Origin of the sequence: Streptomyces sp. NPDC051180, assembly GCF_040689545.1 — a bacterium.
In the GTDB taxonomy this organism is placed as follows: Bacteria; Actinomycetota; Actinomycetes; order Streptomycetales; family Streptomycetaceae; genus Streptomyces.
Window position 1 is genome coordinate 229,455 of record NZ_JBFBBC010000007.1, and the last position, 15,504, is coordinate 244,958.

11 protein-coding genes are annotated in these 15,504 nt (G+C 73.5%); 2 read left to right on the plus strand and 9 right to left on the minus strand.

Annotated features, from left to right (window positions below; translation table 11 throughout):
• Nucleotides 1-102: 102 nt before the first annotated feature.
• The 3 genes from AB0424_RS15695 to AB0424_RS15705 form a co-directional block, all read right to left on the minus strand.
• Entirely contained in the window at nt 103-759 is a 657-nt protein-coding gene (locus AB0424_RS15695) for a GNAT family N-acetyltransferase (RefSeq protein WP_366305624.1), read from the minus strand.
• A gap of 165 nt (nt 760-924) precedes the next feature.
• Nucleotides 925-2,823, minus strand: a complete 1,899-nt coding sequence (locus AB0424_RS15700) for an IucA/IucC family protein (RefSeq protein ID WP_366305626.1) — start codon at nt 2,821-2,823, stop codon at nt 925-927.
• 35 nt (nt 2,824-2,858) lie between these two features.
• Nucleotides 2,859-4,301, minus strand: a complete 1,443-nt coding sequence (locus AB0424_RS15705) for a diaminobutyrate--2-oxoglutarate transaminase family protein (RefSeq protein ID WP_366305628.1) — start codon at nt 4,299-4,301, stop codon at nt 2,859-2,861.
• Nucleotides 4,302-4,630: 329 nt separating this feature from the next.
• On the opposite strand from AB0424_RS15705, the gene AB0424_RS15710 reads away from it, so the two are divergent.
• Nucleotides 4,631-5,806 (plus strand): hypothetical protein, encoded by a 1,176-nt coding sequence (locus AB0424_RS15710; RefSeq protein ID WP_366305630.1) that lies wholly within the window; start codon nt 4,631-4,633, stop codon nt 5,804-5,806.
• 129 nt (nt 5,807-5,935) lie between these two features.
• Complete coding sequence (locus AB0424_RS15715) at nt 5,936-7,102, plus strand: hypothetical protein (protein WP_366305632.1); 1,167 nt, start codon at nt 5,936-5,938, stop codon at nt 7,100-7,102.
• Nucleotides 7,103-7,205: 103 nt separating this feature from the next.
• On the opposite strand, the gene hflX is transcribed toward AB0424_RS15715, so the two are convergent.
• From hflX to miaA, 6 genes are all read right to left on the minus strand, one after another.
• Entirely contained in the window at nt 7,206-8,699 is a 1,494-nt protein-coding gene (hflX, locus tag AB0424_RS15720; RefSeq protein ID WP_366305634.1) for a GTPase HflX, read from the minus strand.
• A gap of 123 nt (nt 8,700-8,822) precedes the next feature.
• Nucleotides 8,823-10,301 (minus strand): M1 family metallopeptidase, encoded by a 1,479-nt coding sequence (locus AB0424_RS15725; protein ID WP_366305636.1) that lies wholly within the window; start codon nt 10,299-10,301, stop codon nt 8,823-8,825.
• Nucleotides 10,302-10,415: 114 nt separating this feature from the next.
• Complete coding sequence (locus tag AB0424_RS15730) at nt 10,416-12,608, minus strand: HD domain-containing protein (protein ID WP_366305638.1); 2,193 nt, start codon at nt 12,606-12,608, stop codon at nt 10,416-10,418.
• A 140-nt stretch (nt 12,609-12,748) separates the two neighbouring features.
• A complete protein-coding gene (gene dapF / locus AB0424_RS15735) occupies nt 12,749-13,657 on the minus strand; it encodes a diaminopimelate epimerase (protein WP_366305639.1) in 909 nt (302 codons plus the stop codon).
• A gap of 180 nt (nt 13,658-13,837) precedes the next feature.
• Nucleotides 13,838-14,350: a hypothetical protein gene (locus tag AB0424_RS15740; RefSeq protein ID WP_366305773.1), complete on the minus strand. Its 513-nt coding sequence runs from the start codon at nt 14,348-14,350 to the stop codon at nt 13,838-13,840.
• 108 nt (nt 14,351-14,458) lie between these two features.
• Nucleotides 14,459-15,397, minus strand: coding sequence for a tRNA (adenosine(37)-N6)-dimethylallyltransferase MiaA (miaA, locus tag AB0424_RS15745; protein WP_366305641.1), 939 nt, complete (start codon nt 15,395-15,397; stop codon nt 14,459-14,461).
• Between the last annotated feature and the right edge of the window lie 107 nt (nt 15,398-15,504).

The window sequence follows — 15,504 nt, forward strand, 5'->3', positions numbered from 1 at the left end:
ATGGGCTGAGCGGAGTCGTGGGGTGCAGGGGACTTCGACACGAGGACTCCTCGGAGTGGGAACCGCTGTGGGCCGAGCGGTGTATGAAAGGTAGAGAGGTGATCACAGAACGTGACGGAGCGCGCGGTCACGGATCATGAGCGCCGCTCGTTTGTCGGGGAGGTCGACTTCCGCCGCGTAGCGGAAGCCACCGCCGAGGAAGGCGGAGACGGAGGGGGTGTTGCGGATGTCGGGTTCGGCGACGACTCGGGTGCAGCGGGGACGGTGGTCGAGGACGAGGTCGGCGACGGCCCGCAGGAGCGTAGTGCCGACGCCGCGGCCGCGGTCGGTGACTCCTCCGATCAGCAGATGGATACCGGTGTCGTGGGGGCGCGCCGGGTAGTGCCGGGCGAGCGGGTCGAGGTCGGCGCGGTAGATCTCGAAGTAGCTCATGGGGGTGCCGTCGAGCAGGCCGAGGCAGGGGACGCTCCGGCCGTCGCCCTCCAGCTGGGAGCGGAGGTGGTCGGCGGTCACCGCCTCGTCCCCGGCGAGCTCCCAGAAGGCGGCGACGGCGGGGTCGTTCATCCAGCCGGTGAGGAGCGGCAGATCCCGTTCGAGTCGGACGGGGACGAGGCGGAAGGAGCCGACCGTGGTCGTCACGGGGGCCCAGTCGGCGACGGAGTCGAGCAGGTCGCCGTCGAGGAGGGCGACGAGGTCGTCGAGCCTCAGGTCGAGGGTGTCGTCCCCGGGCGGGTCGACCGGTGGGCGGGTGGGTGACACGGTGTCGCTCTCCTCTCGGCGGTGTGATCGGGACGTGGTCGGTCAGGGGGTGGGCCGGGCCGTCCGGCCCGGCCGATCGCCTCGGACGGGCCGCGGACCGCTTCTCGGGCGGGGAGCGGTCGTCGTGCCGGGTGTCGGCCTCGGGCGCCGTGGCGGTGAGTGGTCTCAGGTACGGAGGGGGTTGGTGACGGTGACGTAGACGGACTGGGTGTCGACCGGGCCGACGAGTTCGTCCAGGCCGTGCAGGCGGGTGAGGAGGTTGGCCTTGCTGCGCAGGGTGGATGCCTCCAGGAGCCGGTGCGGCAGCGGCGAGCCGAGGCCGGTGGCGGAGGCGAGGAAGCTGCGGAAGGCGGCGAGCAGGACCCGCTCGTCGGCGAGGCGCTGGGACCCGAAGGCGCCGATCAGGCCGAGGACGTTGTTGATGCCGAGGTAGTAGGCGAAGCGTTCGTCCGTGACCTGGTCGGAGACGAAGGTGTCGCTCTCCGCGCCGATGCCGGGGAGGCGGCTCTCCAGCTCGCCGCGGTGGGACTCGCGGAAGTAGTAGCCCTGGTTGTCGCGGTAGCGGCCGCCGACGGGCCAGCCGTCCGGGTCCAGCAGGACCAGGGTGTTCTGCTGGTGGGCCTCGAGGGCGATGCCGGCGTGTCCGTCGAGCCAGAGGACGGGGCGGACGACCTGGTCGAGGTAGCGCAGGAACCACTCGGCGGCGACGGCCGTGAGGGGGCGGCCGGTGCGGGCGGAGAGCCGGCCGACGACGTCGGCGAGGCGGGAGCGCATGGTGGTGCTCCCGGACCAGGGACGGGGGGTGGTGAGGGAGGCGATGCAGACGGCGTCGTCGCCGGGGCCGAAGGGGTTGTGGCGGATCATCACGTCGAGTCCGGCGACGGGGGCGCCGTCCGGGGTGTCGACGGCGAGCCAGGCGGGGTCGCGGACGATGTCGAAGCCCGGGTGGGCGGCCTGCCACTCGTCGACGAGGCCGGTGCGGAGCAGCCGGTGGACCTCGACTCCCCGGTGGAGTTCCTTGCGGAGGTTCTCGCGGCGGGAGTTGGTGATGCGCAGGCCGAGGGAGAGCTTGAGCATGGCACGGGCGCCGGGGCGGTGCACGGTGCGGACGGAGGAGGTGGGGTGCCAGGGGCTGCCGTGCAGGCCCAGGTCGTGGAGGAGGCCGGCATCGAGGAGGGCGCGGACGTCGGGGCGGTGGAGGAGTTCGCGGGCCTGCCAGGGGTGGAGGGGCAGTGGGGCGGTGCCGGCGGGGAGGGCGAGGCCCTCGGCGAGACCGGCGGCGAGCTGCTCCGCGGTGACGGGACGGCCCTGCTCGGTCCAGGCGGAGTCGGAGGCCAGGAGGGAGGAGTCGACGGCCATCCAGTGGAGGGGGAAGGCGCCCTGGAGCTCGGGCGAGTAGAGCCTGGCTTCGGCCTCGGAGAGACCCTCGCGGCTCTTGGGAGTGGGGTGGAGCGGGTGGCCGAGCAGCAGGGACTGTTCGGCGGCGAGGAAGAGGTCGGCGTCCGGGTGCGGCTGGGGCCGGTGGCGGCGTTCGGTGAGGAAGTCGGAGGTGCGGCGGGCGGAGTCGGCGACCCGGCCGACGAGTTCGGTGCCCTCGGGGCGGCCGGTCTCGCGGCTGAGCAGGGCGGCGACGGTGACGGCGTCGACGGTCGGCGCCGTGGCCGGGAGCCCTTCGAGGAGGGGGGCGCCGAAGCGGTGCCAGCCGGTGGGCGACCAGTAGCGGACGGGGACGAGGAGGGCGGTGCCGCTGGCGTCGAGGGGGATGCGCAGGGTCGCGGAGACGGGAGCGGGGATGCCCTTCTCCCGGACCCAGCAGCGCAGGAGGTTCTCGATGGTGGCCGTGTCGGCGGCGCGCGCCGTGTCGGGGTCGTCCAGGGGGTCCGCGCCGGCGGCCGGGTGCGGGGTCCTGGCGTCGTACGGGCCGGTGTGCTGGCGCGGGACCGTGGGCTCGTCGGCGGAGCCGTGGCCGGTGCCAGGGAGGGCGACGGCCGGGGAGGTGAGGTGCTCGAAGGAGGAGAGGGGCGCCTCGGTGTCGGGAGCCGGGGAGGTGGGCGTGGGGTTCACGGGGCTTCCTTGGGGTGTGGCCGGGGCGGTCCGGGTCAGTGGGACGGTCCGGGGGCGGTCCGGGGGGCCGTGGCCCGGCGGGCGGCCGGCTGGTGGGGGACGTGGGCCCGTTCGGCCGCGGCCAGGGCGTCGGCGAAGCGGTCGAGGACGGCGGTGGCCTGCTCGTCGGTGAGGGTGAGCGGAGGCAGCAGCCTGACCACCGCGGAGTGGCGGCCGCCCAGTTCGACGATGAGGCCGCGGGCGAGGCACTCCTGCTGGACGGCGCGGGCGAGGGCCGGGGCGGCGGGCGGGACGGCGTCGTCGGGTCCGGCCGCGTCGGGGTCGACGAGTTCGACGCCGATCATCAGGCCGCGGCCGCGGACGTCGCCGACGCAGGAGTGGGCGGCGGCGAGGCCCTGGAGCCGGCCGAGGATGCGGGCGCCGAGGACGTCGGCCCGCTCGGCGAGCTTGTTCTCGCGGACGTAGGCGAGGGTGGCCGTGCCGGCTGCCATGGCGAGCTGGTTGCCGCGGAAGGTGCCCGCGTGGGCGCCGGGTTCCCAGGCGTCGAGTGCCGACCGGTAGACGATGACGGCGAGGGGGAGGGAGCCGCCGATGGCCTTGGAGAGGACCATGACGTCGGGCACGACGCCGCTGTGCTCGACGGCCCAGAAGGCGCCGGTGCGGCCGACGCCGGTCTGGACCTCGTCGACGACGAGGGGGATGGAGCGGTCCGCGGTGATGCGGCGCATGCGGCGCATCCAGTCGTCGGGGGCGGGGAAGACACCGCCCTCTCCCTGGACGGCCTCGACGATCATCCCGGCGGGGGTGGTCACTCCGCTCTTGGGGTCGTCGAGGAGGTTCTCGGTCCAGTGGGCGGCCAGTTCGGCGCCGCGTTCGCCGCCGACGCCGAAGGGGCAGCGGTAGTGCTGCGGGTAGGGCAGGCGGGTGACGCTGACGTCGTCGGCGCCGCCGGAGGCGGACAGGGCGCCGGCGGTCATCCCGTGGTAGGCGCCGGTGAAGGCGAGGAGACCGCGTCGGCCGGTGGCGGTGCGGACGAGCTTGAGGGCCGCCTCGACGGCGTCGGTGCCGGCCGGTCCGCAGAACTGGATGCGGGCGTCGTCGGCGAGTTCGCCCGGCAGGGTGGCGAACAGCTCGGACGTGAAGGCGTCCTTGAGGGGGGTGGCGAGGTCGAGGACGTGGAGCGGGGCCCCCGAGTCGAGGACCTTGCGGATGGCCTCGAGGACCACGGGGTGGTTGTGGCCGAGGGCGAGCGTCCCGGCGCCGGAGAGGCAGTCGAGGTAACGGCGGCCGTCCGCGCCCTCGATGGTCAGTCCCCTGGCCCGCACCGGGACGATGGGCAGCGAGCGGGCGTAGGTGCGCGCGGCGGACTCACGCTGCGACTGGCGGCCCAGGATGCCTTCGTATCCGCCCCCTTGGTCCGTCGGGACGTGCGTCCGGGCGGCCGGTGGTACGGCCGGAGCTGATTCGGTCACGGCCACGGCTCGTTGTCCTCCCGCGGTAACGGTTGCGTTGCACATCGGGACGTCGAGGAGCCGCCCGCACAGGCGGTCCCGAACGCCACCGTCGTGTCCCCCGTACGTACCAACGACGGGAACTGCCGGGGATCACGGGCCGGGGGCAAGTTCTTGGCGTGTCCCGGATCACGGCACGGCAACGACCGAACGGTGCGCGGAACCGCGGACGGGGCGCGTACCGTCCCCTCCGGCACCGGCATAGTGGGGGCCGTCGGTCGCGCCCGGGAGGGTTCGGCCGCTGCAGTACCACGCACATGTAGGACAAGTTGACGTAGTCCCAGGGGGATCACGAGATGCGATCGATGCGCACGCTGCTGACGGCGGCCTCCGCCGTGGCGGCGCTGACGTTCACCGCAACGGCCTGCGGGCCGAGCGAGGAGAACGCGGGAGACAAGCCCAGCGCGCCCGCGAGCCTGAGCCCGGCCGACAAGATCAAGATTCCGGAGGACCTGAAGAAGCGTCTGAAGGAGCACGGGATCGACGTCGACAAGTGGCGCGACGGCGAGTGGAAGAACTGGGACCGCGACAAGTGGCTTCGTGAGGCGAAGGACTTCGTCAACCCGATCATCGAGGACCTGTGGAACCCGGACCGGATGCGGGAGGCCGAGCGCCCGGACAAGCCGGTCGAGGAGGAGGACATCTCCGGTGACAAGGGTGTCACCGACCCGACTCCGAACCCGGTGAGGGCCAGGGCCGTGGACGCCAAGTACCACGCCAACGCCCCCGAGTCGGGCAAGGTCTTCTTCGACGGCCCCGAGGGCTCGATGGTCTGCTCGGCCACGGTCGTGAAGGACCCGGCGCACCCCGGCAAGTCCAACATGGTGTGGACGGCCGGACACTGCGTACACAAGGGGAAGCAGGGCGGCTGGTACCGCAACATCGCCTTCGTCCCCTCGTACAACGACGCCGCGCGGGAGACGTCCGACCTCGAGAAGGCGACGCGCGAGCAGGTCGCGCCGTACGGCGTGTGGTGGGCGGACTGGGTCAAGACCTCCGACCAGTGGATCGCCCAGGGCGCTTCCACGGGCGGTGCGGGCGCTCCCTACGACTTCGCCGTCATCCAGGTGACCCCGGAGAAGGGTTCCTCGGGCAAGTCCCTTGAGGAGACCGTGGGTTCGGCGCTCCCGGTGGAGTTCAACGCTCCGGCGGTGCCGAAGATCAAGAGCCTGACGGCGACGGGTTACCCGGCGGCGCCGCCGTTCGACGGCCAGAAGATGTACCAGTGCCAGGACAAGCCGGGCCGGCTGTCCCTCAAGGCCGAGCAGCCGACGATGTACCGCATCGGCTGCTCGATGACCGGCGGTTCGTCCGGCGGCGGCTGGGTCGCCCTGGGCGGCGACGGCAAGCCGGCGCTGGTGTCGAACACCTCGATCGGCCCGTCGACGGCCGGCTGGCTCGCGGGTCCGCGCTTCGGACCCGAGGCCAAGGCCGTCTTCGACGAGGTCAGCAAGAAGTACGCCGGGCGCTAGGGGCGGTCGGTGGAGGCGGGACCATCCGGTCCCGCCTCCGCCGCGTTCGGGCCCGGCGGGCATACTGTGCACCGCTCATGACACGTCCATGGCAATACCGACATGGCGACACCAACGGGGAATTGATTCATGCGCTCTGTACGACTCATACCGGCCGCCCTCGGCCTGGCGACGGCGCTCGCGCTGACCGCCACGGCCTGCGGTCCCACCGACACTCCTGCGGCCGACAAGCCGGCGGCCGGGGCGAGCAGCTCCGCACCGGCCACCGGCGACGCCGGCACCGACCTGACCAAGGACCTGGCCGACAAGCTCAAGAAGCACGGCGTCGACCTGGACAAGTGGAAGGACGGCGAGTGGAAGAACTGGGACCAGGAGACCTGGCTCCGTGAGGCCGAGGACTTCGTCAACCCGGTGATCGAGGGCCTCTGGGACCCCGCCCGCATGCAGTCGGCGAAGAGCCCGGACCAGACGATCACGGCGCAGGCCGGTACCGGCGGCAGCGACCCGACGCCCAGGCCGGTCACGGCGCAGCGCGAGAAGACGCCGTACCACCGCAACGCGGCCCCGGTCGGCAAGATCTTCTTCGACTCTCCGCAGGGCCACATGGTCTGCTCCGGCACGATCGTGAAGGACCCGCGCCGGCCCGGGAAGTCCAACCTCGTCTGGACGGCGGGCCACTGCGTCCACGCGGGCAAGCGCGGCGGCTGGTACCGCAACATCACCTTCGTCCCCGCCTTCAACGACCTCGGCAAGTCGCCGGCGGCGCTGAACAACGCCCAGCCGCACGAGGTCTACCCCTACGGCCAGTTCTGGGCCGACTGGGCCGTGACCTCGGGTGAGTGGATCAACGCGGGCGGCACCAACCAGGCATGGCCGTACGACTACGCCGTGCTGCACGTCCAGCCGGAGCGGGGCGGCAAGTCGCTGGAGGAGACGGTCGGCGTCGCGCTGCCCGTGGACTTCTCGGCGCCGACGCCCGCGCAGTCCGGGACGGTGGGCGCCTGGGGCTACCCGGCGGCGCCTCCGTACAACGGCATGATCATGCACAAGTGCCTCGACCGGGCCACGCGGCTCACCACGGCTCCGGCCACGCCGACGATGTACCGCATCGGCTGCACGATGACCGGCGGTTCCTCGGGCGGCGGCTGGTTCCGCGTGCTGTCCAACGGCAAGACGGCGCTGGTGTCGAACACCTCGATCGGCCCGGCCGGCGGCAACGGCTGGCTCGCGGGTCCGCAGCTGGGCAAGGGCGCCAAGGCCGCCCACGACATGGTCAGCAAGAAGTTCGCCCGCTGACCCGGCGGCCGGCCACGGGCTGACGGTCGGCACACCACGACGAAGGGCGCTGCCCCTCCCCCGGACGGGGAGGGGCAGCGCCCTTGTGCCGTGGTGCGGTGCGTCAGTGCGCGGCAGGCACGAACGGTGCCAGCATCGCCGCCAGCTCCTCGTGCACCCGGGCCTTGAGCAGGGTGCCCTCCGGGGTGTGCTCCTCGGACTCGACCTCGCCCTCGGCGTGCACCCGGGAGACGAGACCGCCCTGCGTGTACGGCACGAGGACTTCGAGCTCGACCTGCGGGCGCGGCAGTTCGGCGTCGATGAGGGCGAGCAGCTCCTCCATGCCCTGGCCCGAACGGGCCGAGACGACGAGGGAGTGCTTCTCCATCCGCAGCAGGCGCTGGAGCACCAGCGGGTCGGCCGCGTCCGCCTTGTTGATGACGACGATCTCCGGCACGTTCACCGCGCCGACGTCCCGGAAGACCTCGCGCACGGCGGCCAGCTGCTCCTCCGGAGCCGGGTGCGAGCCGTCCACCACGTGCAGGATGAGGTCGGACTCGGCGACCTCCTCCATGGTGGAGCGGAACGCCTCGACCAGGTGGTGCGGCAGGTGCCGGACGAAGCCGACGGTGTCCGCGAGGGTGTAGACCCGCCCGGTCGGCGTCTCGGCCCGGCGCACGGTCGGGTCGAGGGTGGCGAACAGGGCGTTCTCCACGAGGACGCCCGCGCCGGTGAGCCGGTTGAGCAGGGAGGACTTGCCGGCGTTGGTGTATCCGGCGATGGCGACCGACGGGACCTTGTTGCGGCGGCGCTCCTGCCGCTTGATGTCGCGCCCGGTCTTCATCTCCGCGATCTCCCGGCGCATCTTCGCCATCTTCTCGCGGATGCGGCGCCGGTCGGTCTCGATCTTGGTCTCACCGGGACCACGGGTGGCCATGCCGCCACCGCCGCCGCCGCCCATCTGCCGGGAGAGCGACTGGCCCCAGCCTCGCAGGCGCGGCAGCATGTACTGCATCTGCGCGAGCGCGACCTGGGCCTTGCCCTCACGGGACTTGGCGTGCTGGGCGAAGATGTCGAGGATGAGGGCGGTCCGGTCGACCACCTTCACCTTGACGACGTCTTCGAGGGCGATGAGCTGGCCGGGGCTGAGCTCGCCGTCGCAGACGACGGTGTCGGCGCCGGTCTCGACCACGATGTCGCGCAGTTCGCGCGCCTTGCCCGAGCCGATGAACGTGGCCGGGTCCGGCTTGTCACGGCGCTGGATCACGCCGTCGAGCACGAGGGCGCCCGCCGTCTCGGCGAGGGCGGCGAGCTCCGCGAGGGAGTTCTCCGCGTCCTGCACCGTCCCCGAGGTCCACACACCGACCAGCACGACGCGCTCCAGGCGCAGCTGGCGGTACTCGACCTCGGTGACGTCCTCGAGCTCGGTGGAGAGGCCGGCGACACGGCGCAGGGCCGCGCGCTCGGAGCGGTCGAGCTGGTCGCCGTCCCGCGCTCCGTCGATCTCGTGGCTCCAGGCGACGTCCTCTTCCATCAGGGCATCGGCCCGAAGGCTCTCGGTACGGCTCGTCTCCGCGAAGCTCTGCTCGTCCTGGGAAGGGGAAGAAGAGGAGGTCATTGGATCCTTACGTCGAATGAAGCGATGGGTCTGTGTCCGTGGCAACGCGTGGGGGCTCCGGAAGATTCCCGGGGCCGGCCGCGCCGCCGACCTGACGATGGTGGCACGGTCCGGCCGGGCCCGTCATCCCGGTTTCGCGGCGGTCGCCGGGCGGCTGCGCCAGTCGGGGTGTCCGGGCATGGCCGGGGTCTTCGCCGCGTAGAGCCAGCCGCGGAAGAAGGCCGTGAGGTCACGCCCGGCGATCTCGCCGGCCAGGTCCGTGAAGTCGGCGGTGGTGGCGGTGGCGTCGCGGTGGTCGGCGACCCAGCGGCGTTCCAGGGTCCGGAAGGCGTCGGTGCCGATCTCCTGGCGGAGCGCGTAGAGGACGAGGGCGCTTCCGTCGTAGACGACGGGCCGGAAGAGGCTGATCTTGTGGCCGGGCGAGGGGGGCTCGGGGGCCGCGGGCGGTCCGCCGTCCGCGCGCCAGGCGTCGGAGGACGCGTAGGCCGCCTTCATCCGCTTCTCCAGGGACTTGCCGGCGGTCTCCTCGGCGTACAGGGCCTCGTACCAGCTGGCGTGCCCCTCGTTGAGCCAGAGGTCGGACCAGGTCCGGGGCGAGACGCTGTCGCCGAACCACTGGTGGGCCAGTTCGTGGACCATGATCGAGTCGACGTACCACTCCGGATAGGCGGGCTCGGTGAAGAGGCCGCGCTCGAAGAGCGACAGGGTCTGCGTCTCCAGCTCGAACCCCGTGTCCGCGTCGGCGACGAGCACCCCGTACGTCTCGAAGGGGTACGCGCCGACCTGTCGCTCCATCCACTCCAGGTGTCCGGGGGTGCGCCGGAGCCACGGCTCCATGAGCTGCCGGTCCGCGGTGGCCACGACGTCCCGGACGGGCAGGCCGTGCGGTCCGTCGCGGTGCACGACGGTGGAGCGGCCGATGGAGACCTGGGCGAGCTCCGTGGCCATGGGGTGGCGGGTGCGGTAGGTCCAGGTGGTGGTGGCGCCGTGGTCGGCGCGACCGGCCGGGAGTCCGTTGGCGACGACGGTGAGGTCGCTGGGGGCGGTGACCCGGAAGGTGAAGTACGCCTTGTCCGCCGGGTGGTCGTTGGAGGGGAAGACCCGGTGGGCGGCGTCGGCCTGGTTGGCCATGGCGAGGCCGTCGCCGGTGCGGACCCAGCCGCCGGTGTCGGCGGGCCCGGTCGGGTCGCTGGTGTGGGTCACGGTGATCTCGACCGTCTCGCCGGCGTCGATGGCGACGGCCGGGGTGACGACCAGGTCCTCGCCGCGGCCGGTGTACTCGGCGGGGAGCCCGTCCACGGTGACGGCGGAGACCGTGCCGTGGGTGAAGTCGAGGTTGAGGCGCTCCAGGTCGTCGGTGGCGACCGCGTCGATCGTGGTCACGGCGGCCAGCGGCCGGGTGTTCACGCCGGGGTAGGTGAGGTCCAGGTGGTAGGCGAGGACGTCGTAGCCGGGGTTGCCGAGGTGTGGGAAGAGCGGGTCGCCGATGCCGAGCGGTGTGGGGGCGGGCAGCGCGGCGGCGACCAGCCCGGCGGAGGCGGCGACGAGGACGGCGGAGCGGAGCCACCGCGCGTGGGGCAGGGGGGTTCGGACGAGCGGCATGGGCCAGGGCCTTTCCGGAGGACTGGCCCTACCGCTACCAGGGGATTCCCCGCCGCCCGGGGCGGCGCGCTCGCCCGCCACCCGAAGGGGGTCACCCCGTCGGGCCCTCGCGCGTCAGGTCCGCCGCTGCCCCGGGGTCCCGCGGCGGGCGCGGCTGACGTCGTACACCCCGGGCACGTCCCGCATGGCCCGCATGAGGGCGGGGAGTCCGGCGGCGTCGGGCAGGTGGAGCGTGTACGTGTGGCGGACGCGCTGCTCGCTGGGCGGCTCGACGTTCGCCGCGACCACGGCGGCGCCGGCGGTGGCGATGGCCTCGGTGAGGTCGGCGAGCAGCCCGGGCCGCCCGAAGGACTCGGCGACGAGGGTGACCCTGCCCTGCGCGGTGTCGCCCCAGCGGACGGCGACGGGCGCGCGGCCGACCCGGCGCATGGCGTCGACGGCGGCGCAGCGCGCGCGGTGCACGGTGACGGAGCCGCCGCGGACCCGGAATCCGGTGATCTCGTCGGGGGGTACGGGGGTGCAGCAGCCGGCGGGGCGGACGGCGGCGGCCGCTTCGTCGCCGTCCAGGTCGGCGTGGAGCTCGGCGCCGGAGTTCCGGTCGGCCGCGACGTTGACCTGGGGCCGGGGCGCTCCGGGGGCCGGGGGCGCGGCGGTCTCGGGGTGGGCCCGGAGCCAGCCGGTGATCGCGATCCGCGCGGCGGGGGTGCGGACGTGGTCGAGCCACTCGGGCGACGGGCCGGAGACCGTGTCCGACGGTCCGGAGAGGGTGTCCTGGGCGAGGAGCAGCTGGACGGTGTCGCCGTCGCCGAGGACGGTGCCGAGCGGGGCGAGGCGGCCGTTGACGCGGGCTCCGAGACAGCCGTGGGCGGCCTCGCCGTGCCGTGCGTAGGCGGCGTCGACGCAGCTGGCCCCGGCGGGCAGGCTGATCGTGCCGGGGGCGCTGCCGTCGGCGCAGAAGACGGTGATCTCGTCGTCCTCGGCGAGGTCGGCGCGGAGCGAGGACCAGAAGGTGTCCGGGTCGGGCGCGGACTGCTGCCAGTCGAGGAGCCGGGAGAGCCAGCCGGGGCGGGTGGGGTCGACGCGCTCGCCGTCGTCGGCGCGGGCGACGGGGTCCTGCTGCTCGGCCGCTTCCTGGCCGACGTGCGGGTTGCCGAGGGCGACGACCCCGGCTTCCGCGACCTTGTGCATCCGGTGGGTGCGGATCAGGACCTCGGCGACGGCTCCGTCGGGGGCGGCGATCGCGGTGTGCAGGGACTGGTAGAGGTTGAACTTGGGGGCCGCGATGAAGTCCTTGAACTCGGAGATCACCGGGGTGAAGCAGGTGTGGAGCTCGCCGAGGACGCCGTAGCAGTCGGCGTCCTCGGCGACCAGGACGAGCAGCCGGCCGAAGTCGCAGCCGCGCAGCTCCCCGCGCTTGAGGCGGACGCGGTGGACGGAGACGAAGTGGCGGGGGCGGACCAGGACCTCGGCGCCGATGCCGGCCTCGCGCAGGACGGCGGCGACCTGTTCGGCGACGGCGTCGAGGGCGTCGCCGGCCCGCGGGTTGCCGGCGATGAGCGCGCGGGTGGTCTCGTACTCCTCGGGGTGGAGGATCGCGAAGACGAGGTCCTCCAGCTCGGTCTTGAGGGCCTGGACGCCGAGCCGCTCGGCGAGCGGGATGAGGACGTCCCGGGTGACCTTGGCGATCCGGGCCTGTTTCTCGGGGCGCATCACGCCGAGGGTGCGCATGTTGTGGAGACGGTCGGCGAGCTTGATCGACATGACCCGGACGTCGCTGCCGGTGGCGACCAGCATCTTGCGGAAGGTCTCGGGTTCGGCGGCGGCCCCGTAGTCGATCTTCTCGACCTTGGTGACGCCGTCGACGAGGTAGGCGACCTCGTCGCCGAACTCCCGGCGCACCTGATCGAGGGTCACCTCGGTGTCCTCCACGGTGTCGTGGAGGAGGGAGGCGGTCAGGGTGGTGGTCTCCGCGCCGAGCTCGGCGAGGATGAGCGTCACCGCCAGCGGATGCGTGATGTACGGCTCGCCGCTCTTGCGGAACTGGCCGCGGTGCGAGGACTCGGCGAGGACGTACGCCCGGCGCAGCACCGAGAGGTCCGCGTCGGGGTGGTGGGCCCGGTGCGCCTCGGCCACGTGGCTGATGGCGTCGGGCAGCCGGTCACGGGGCGCCGGTCCCGCGGTGGCGCCGAGCAGGGCGGCCCGGCCGAGCCGCCGCAGGTCGATCCGGGCCCGACCGCGTCTGCGGACGCTCGCGTCGGTGACGGCGGCGTCCGCCGGGCTCACGGGGTTGGTGGCCTCTGCGCTCATGGGGCACCTCCGGCAACGTCGACCGGCGGCGGGCGGGCCAGACGTGCCCTGGGGGCCGGTGCTTGATGCTACCGAGCCCACCACGTGGCGCAGTCGCGCTCTCGCCCAGCGTGAATCGGATCACCCATTCGAGCGACAAATCAGTCGTTGACAGTTTCGATTCCGCCGGGTGCCGACCACCATTCCGGGTCGAGGGTGCCCTCGGCGACGATGACGGCCGGACCGGTCATGTCGATCGCGCCGTCCGGGTGCTCGGTGATCACCAGCGTCCCGCCGAGCACGTCGACGGTGTACGTGACGGGGGTGCCGGTCTCGGCGGGGTCGGTGCCGTCCCGCCGGGCGGTGGCGACGGCGACGGCGCAGGCGCCGGTGCCGCAGGAACGGGTCTCGGCGGCGCCGCGCTCGTGGACCCGCATGGCGACGTGGCGGGGGCCCCGGTCGGCGACGAACTCGATGTTCACGCCGTCGGGGTAGACGGTGGCCGGCGCGTACGGCGGCTCGGTGAAGAGCGTGCCGGCGTGGGCGAGGTCCTCGACGAAGGCGACCGCGTGCGGGTTGCCCATGTTCACGTTGCGGGCGGGCCAGCTGCGGCCGTCGACGGTGACGGTGACCCCGGCCTCGGGCAGGGCCGCGCGGCCCATGGAGACGGTGACGGAGCCGTCCTTGTCGAGGTGGACGCGCTTGATCCCGCCCCGGGTGGCGACGGCCACCTCGCCGGCCGTGACGTGGCCGGCGTGCTCCAGGTAGCGGGCGAAGACCCGGACGCCGTTGCCGCACATCTCGGCGACCGAGCCGTCGGCGTTGCGGTAGTCCATGAACCACTCGGCCTCGTCGGCCATGTGCCGTGCCTCGGGGTGGGCGGCGCTGCGCACGACGTGCAGCAGTCCGTCGCCGCCGATGCCGGCCCGGCGGTCGCAGAGCCGCGCCACGGAGGCCGGGGGCAGGTCGACGGTGTTCTCCGCGTCGGGGACGATCACGAAGTCGTTCTCGGTGCCGTGGCCCTTCAGGAACCTCAGGGCGGGGAGCTGCGGCGTCTGCGTGCTGGTCACGCGATCAACTGTACGGGGCCGGGCGGGGCGGACGCAGGCGGGGCGGCGGCCGTCCGGGCGCGGCGGCCCGGGTGCCGGGACGGTGGCCGCGCGGGTGGCGGGACGGGAGGGGCCCCGGCGGACCCGCGCGGGGTGGGGCGAAGGTGCGGCCCGGCCGTCGGGCCGGGGTGGGTCCCGGGGTCAGCGGAGGCGGGCGACGCGCCAGACGGCGAGGACGACGAGGGCCGCGATGGTGGTCGCGTACAGCGCGAGGACGCGCCAGTCGGGCCGCTCGCCCGAACCGCGCTGCGGCAGCCCCGGCCAGGTGTAGCCCACCTTGCGGGCGGCCATCATCCCCCAGCCGGCGGCGCAGGAGCTGATGAGCAGTCCGAGCATGGCGACGACCGCGCCGCCGTCGCCCGAGCCGAAGGCGAGGGGGAAGGCGAACATCAGCGAGCCGAGGGCGGCCAGGGCGACGATCGGGGCGATCTGCCAGATCCTCAGACGGCGCTGGGGGCGGAGTTCGACCTCGACCTCGCCGGCGTCCACCTCGACGGCGGTGCCCACCGCGTCGTCGGGGCCGTCCGGGCTCAGGCCCTGCGCCCCGAGCGGCGCGTCGTCCGTCGGGTGGCCCGGGGTGTCACCCGCGGTGTCCGCCGTCGGGTCGTCCAGGGCCGCGTCGTGCTGTTCTCTGTCACGAGGGCCGGCCTCCATCGCCACGCGCCCTCCCCACTCGGACTCCACTTGGTCGATCGATGCTCGATGATGGCACGCCCACGACCGCCGGAATGACGGGCAGGGCGTCCCGATGCCATCACGTGATCAGGCTGTAACCGCTCGTTCGACCAACGACAGCGCCTCCCGCGGGAGTTCCCCGCGGTGCCCGGCGGCCCCGCTGAGCCAGTGGACCCGGGGGTCGCGGCGGAACCAGGAGTCCTGGCGGCGGGCGAAGCGCTTCGTCGCCCGGACGGTCTCGGCCCGCGCCTCGTCCTCGGTGCACTCCCCCGCCAGCGCGGCGAGGACCTGCTGGTAGCCCAGGGCGCGGGAGGCGGTGCGCCCCTCGCGCAGACCGAGCGCCTCCAGGGCGCGCACCTCGTCGACGAGGCCGGCCTCCCACATCCGGTCCACGCGCGTGGTGATGCGCTCGTCCAGTTCGGGACGGGCCACGTCGACACCGATCTGGACGGTGTCGTAGACGGAGTCGGGACCGGGCAGGTTGGCGGTGAACGGCTTGCCGGTGATCTCGATCACCTCGAGGGCGCGGACGATCCGGCGCCCGTTGCTCGGCAGGATCGCGCGGGCCGCGTCCGGGTCGGCGGCGGCGAGCCTGGCGTGCAGGACTCCGGAGCCGCGCTCGTCGAGCTCGGCCTCCAGGCGGGCCCGGACGGCGGGGTCGGTGCCGGGGAACTCCAGGGCGTCGACGGCCCCGCGCACGTACAGTCCCGAGCCGCCGACGAGGACCGGGGTGCGGCCCGCGGCGAGCAGCCGGTCGATCTCGGCGCGGGCGAGCCGCTGGTACTCGGCGACGGAGGCGGCCTCGGTCACGTCCCAGATGTCGAGGAGGTGGTGCGGGACGCCGTCCCGTTCCTCCACCGTCAGTTTGGCGGTCCCGATGTCCATCCCCCGGTAGAGCTGCATCGAGTCGGCGTTGACGACCTCGCCGCCGAGCTGCTGGGCCAGGAAGACGCCCAGATCGGACTTTCCGGCCGCTGTCGGACCGACGACGGCGATGACCCGCGGGGCGGGAGCTGCGCTTCTCACCGCCCCAGTCTCGCAAACCTCCCGGCCCGTCCCCGAACGAGCTGCGTGACGGGGTGCGTCCGGGGTCGGTCGCCCGGTGCGTGGTTCCGGCCGCCGTTCGCCGCGGA

Excerpts from the sequence above, each read along its gene's own strand:
- AB0424_RS15715 (WP_366305632.1), top strand. The coding sequence starts at position 5,936 with ATGCGCTCTGTACGACTCATACCGGCCGCCCTCGGCCTGGCGACGGCG.
- hflX (WP_366305634.1), bottom strand. The coding sequence starts at position 8,699 with ATGACCTCCTCTTCTTCCCCTTCCCAGGACGAGCAGAGCTTCGCGGAG.
- AB0424_RS15710 (WP_366305630.1), top strand. The coding sequence starts at position 4,631 with ATGCGATCGATGCGCACGCTGCTGACGGCGGCCTCCGCCGTGGCGGCG.
- AB0424_RS15730 (WP_366305638.1), bottom strand. The coding sequence starts at position 12,608 with ATGAGCGCAGAGGCCACCAACCCCGTGAGCCCGGCGGACGCCGCCGTC.
- AB0424_RS15740 (WP_366305773.1), bottom strand. The coding sequence starts at position 14,350 with ATGGAGGCCGGCCCTCGTGACAGAGAACAGCACGACGCGGCCCTGGAC.
- AB0424_RS15725 (WP_366305636.1), bottom strand. The coding sequence starts at position 10,301 with ATGCCGCTCGTCCGAACCCCCCTGCCCCACGCGCGGTGGCTCCGCTCC.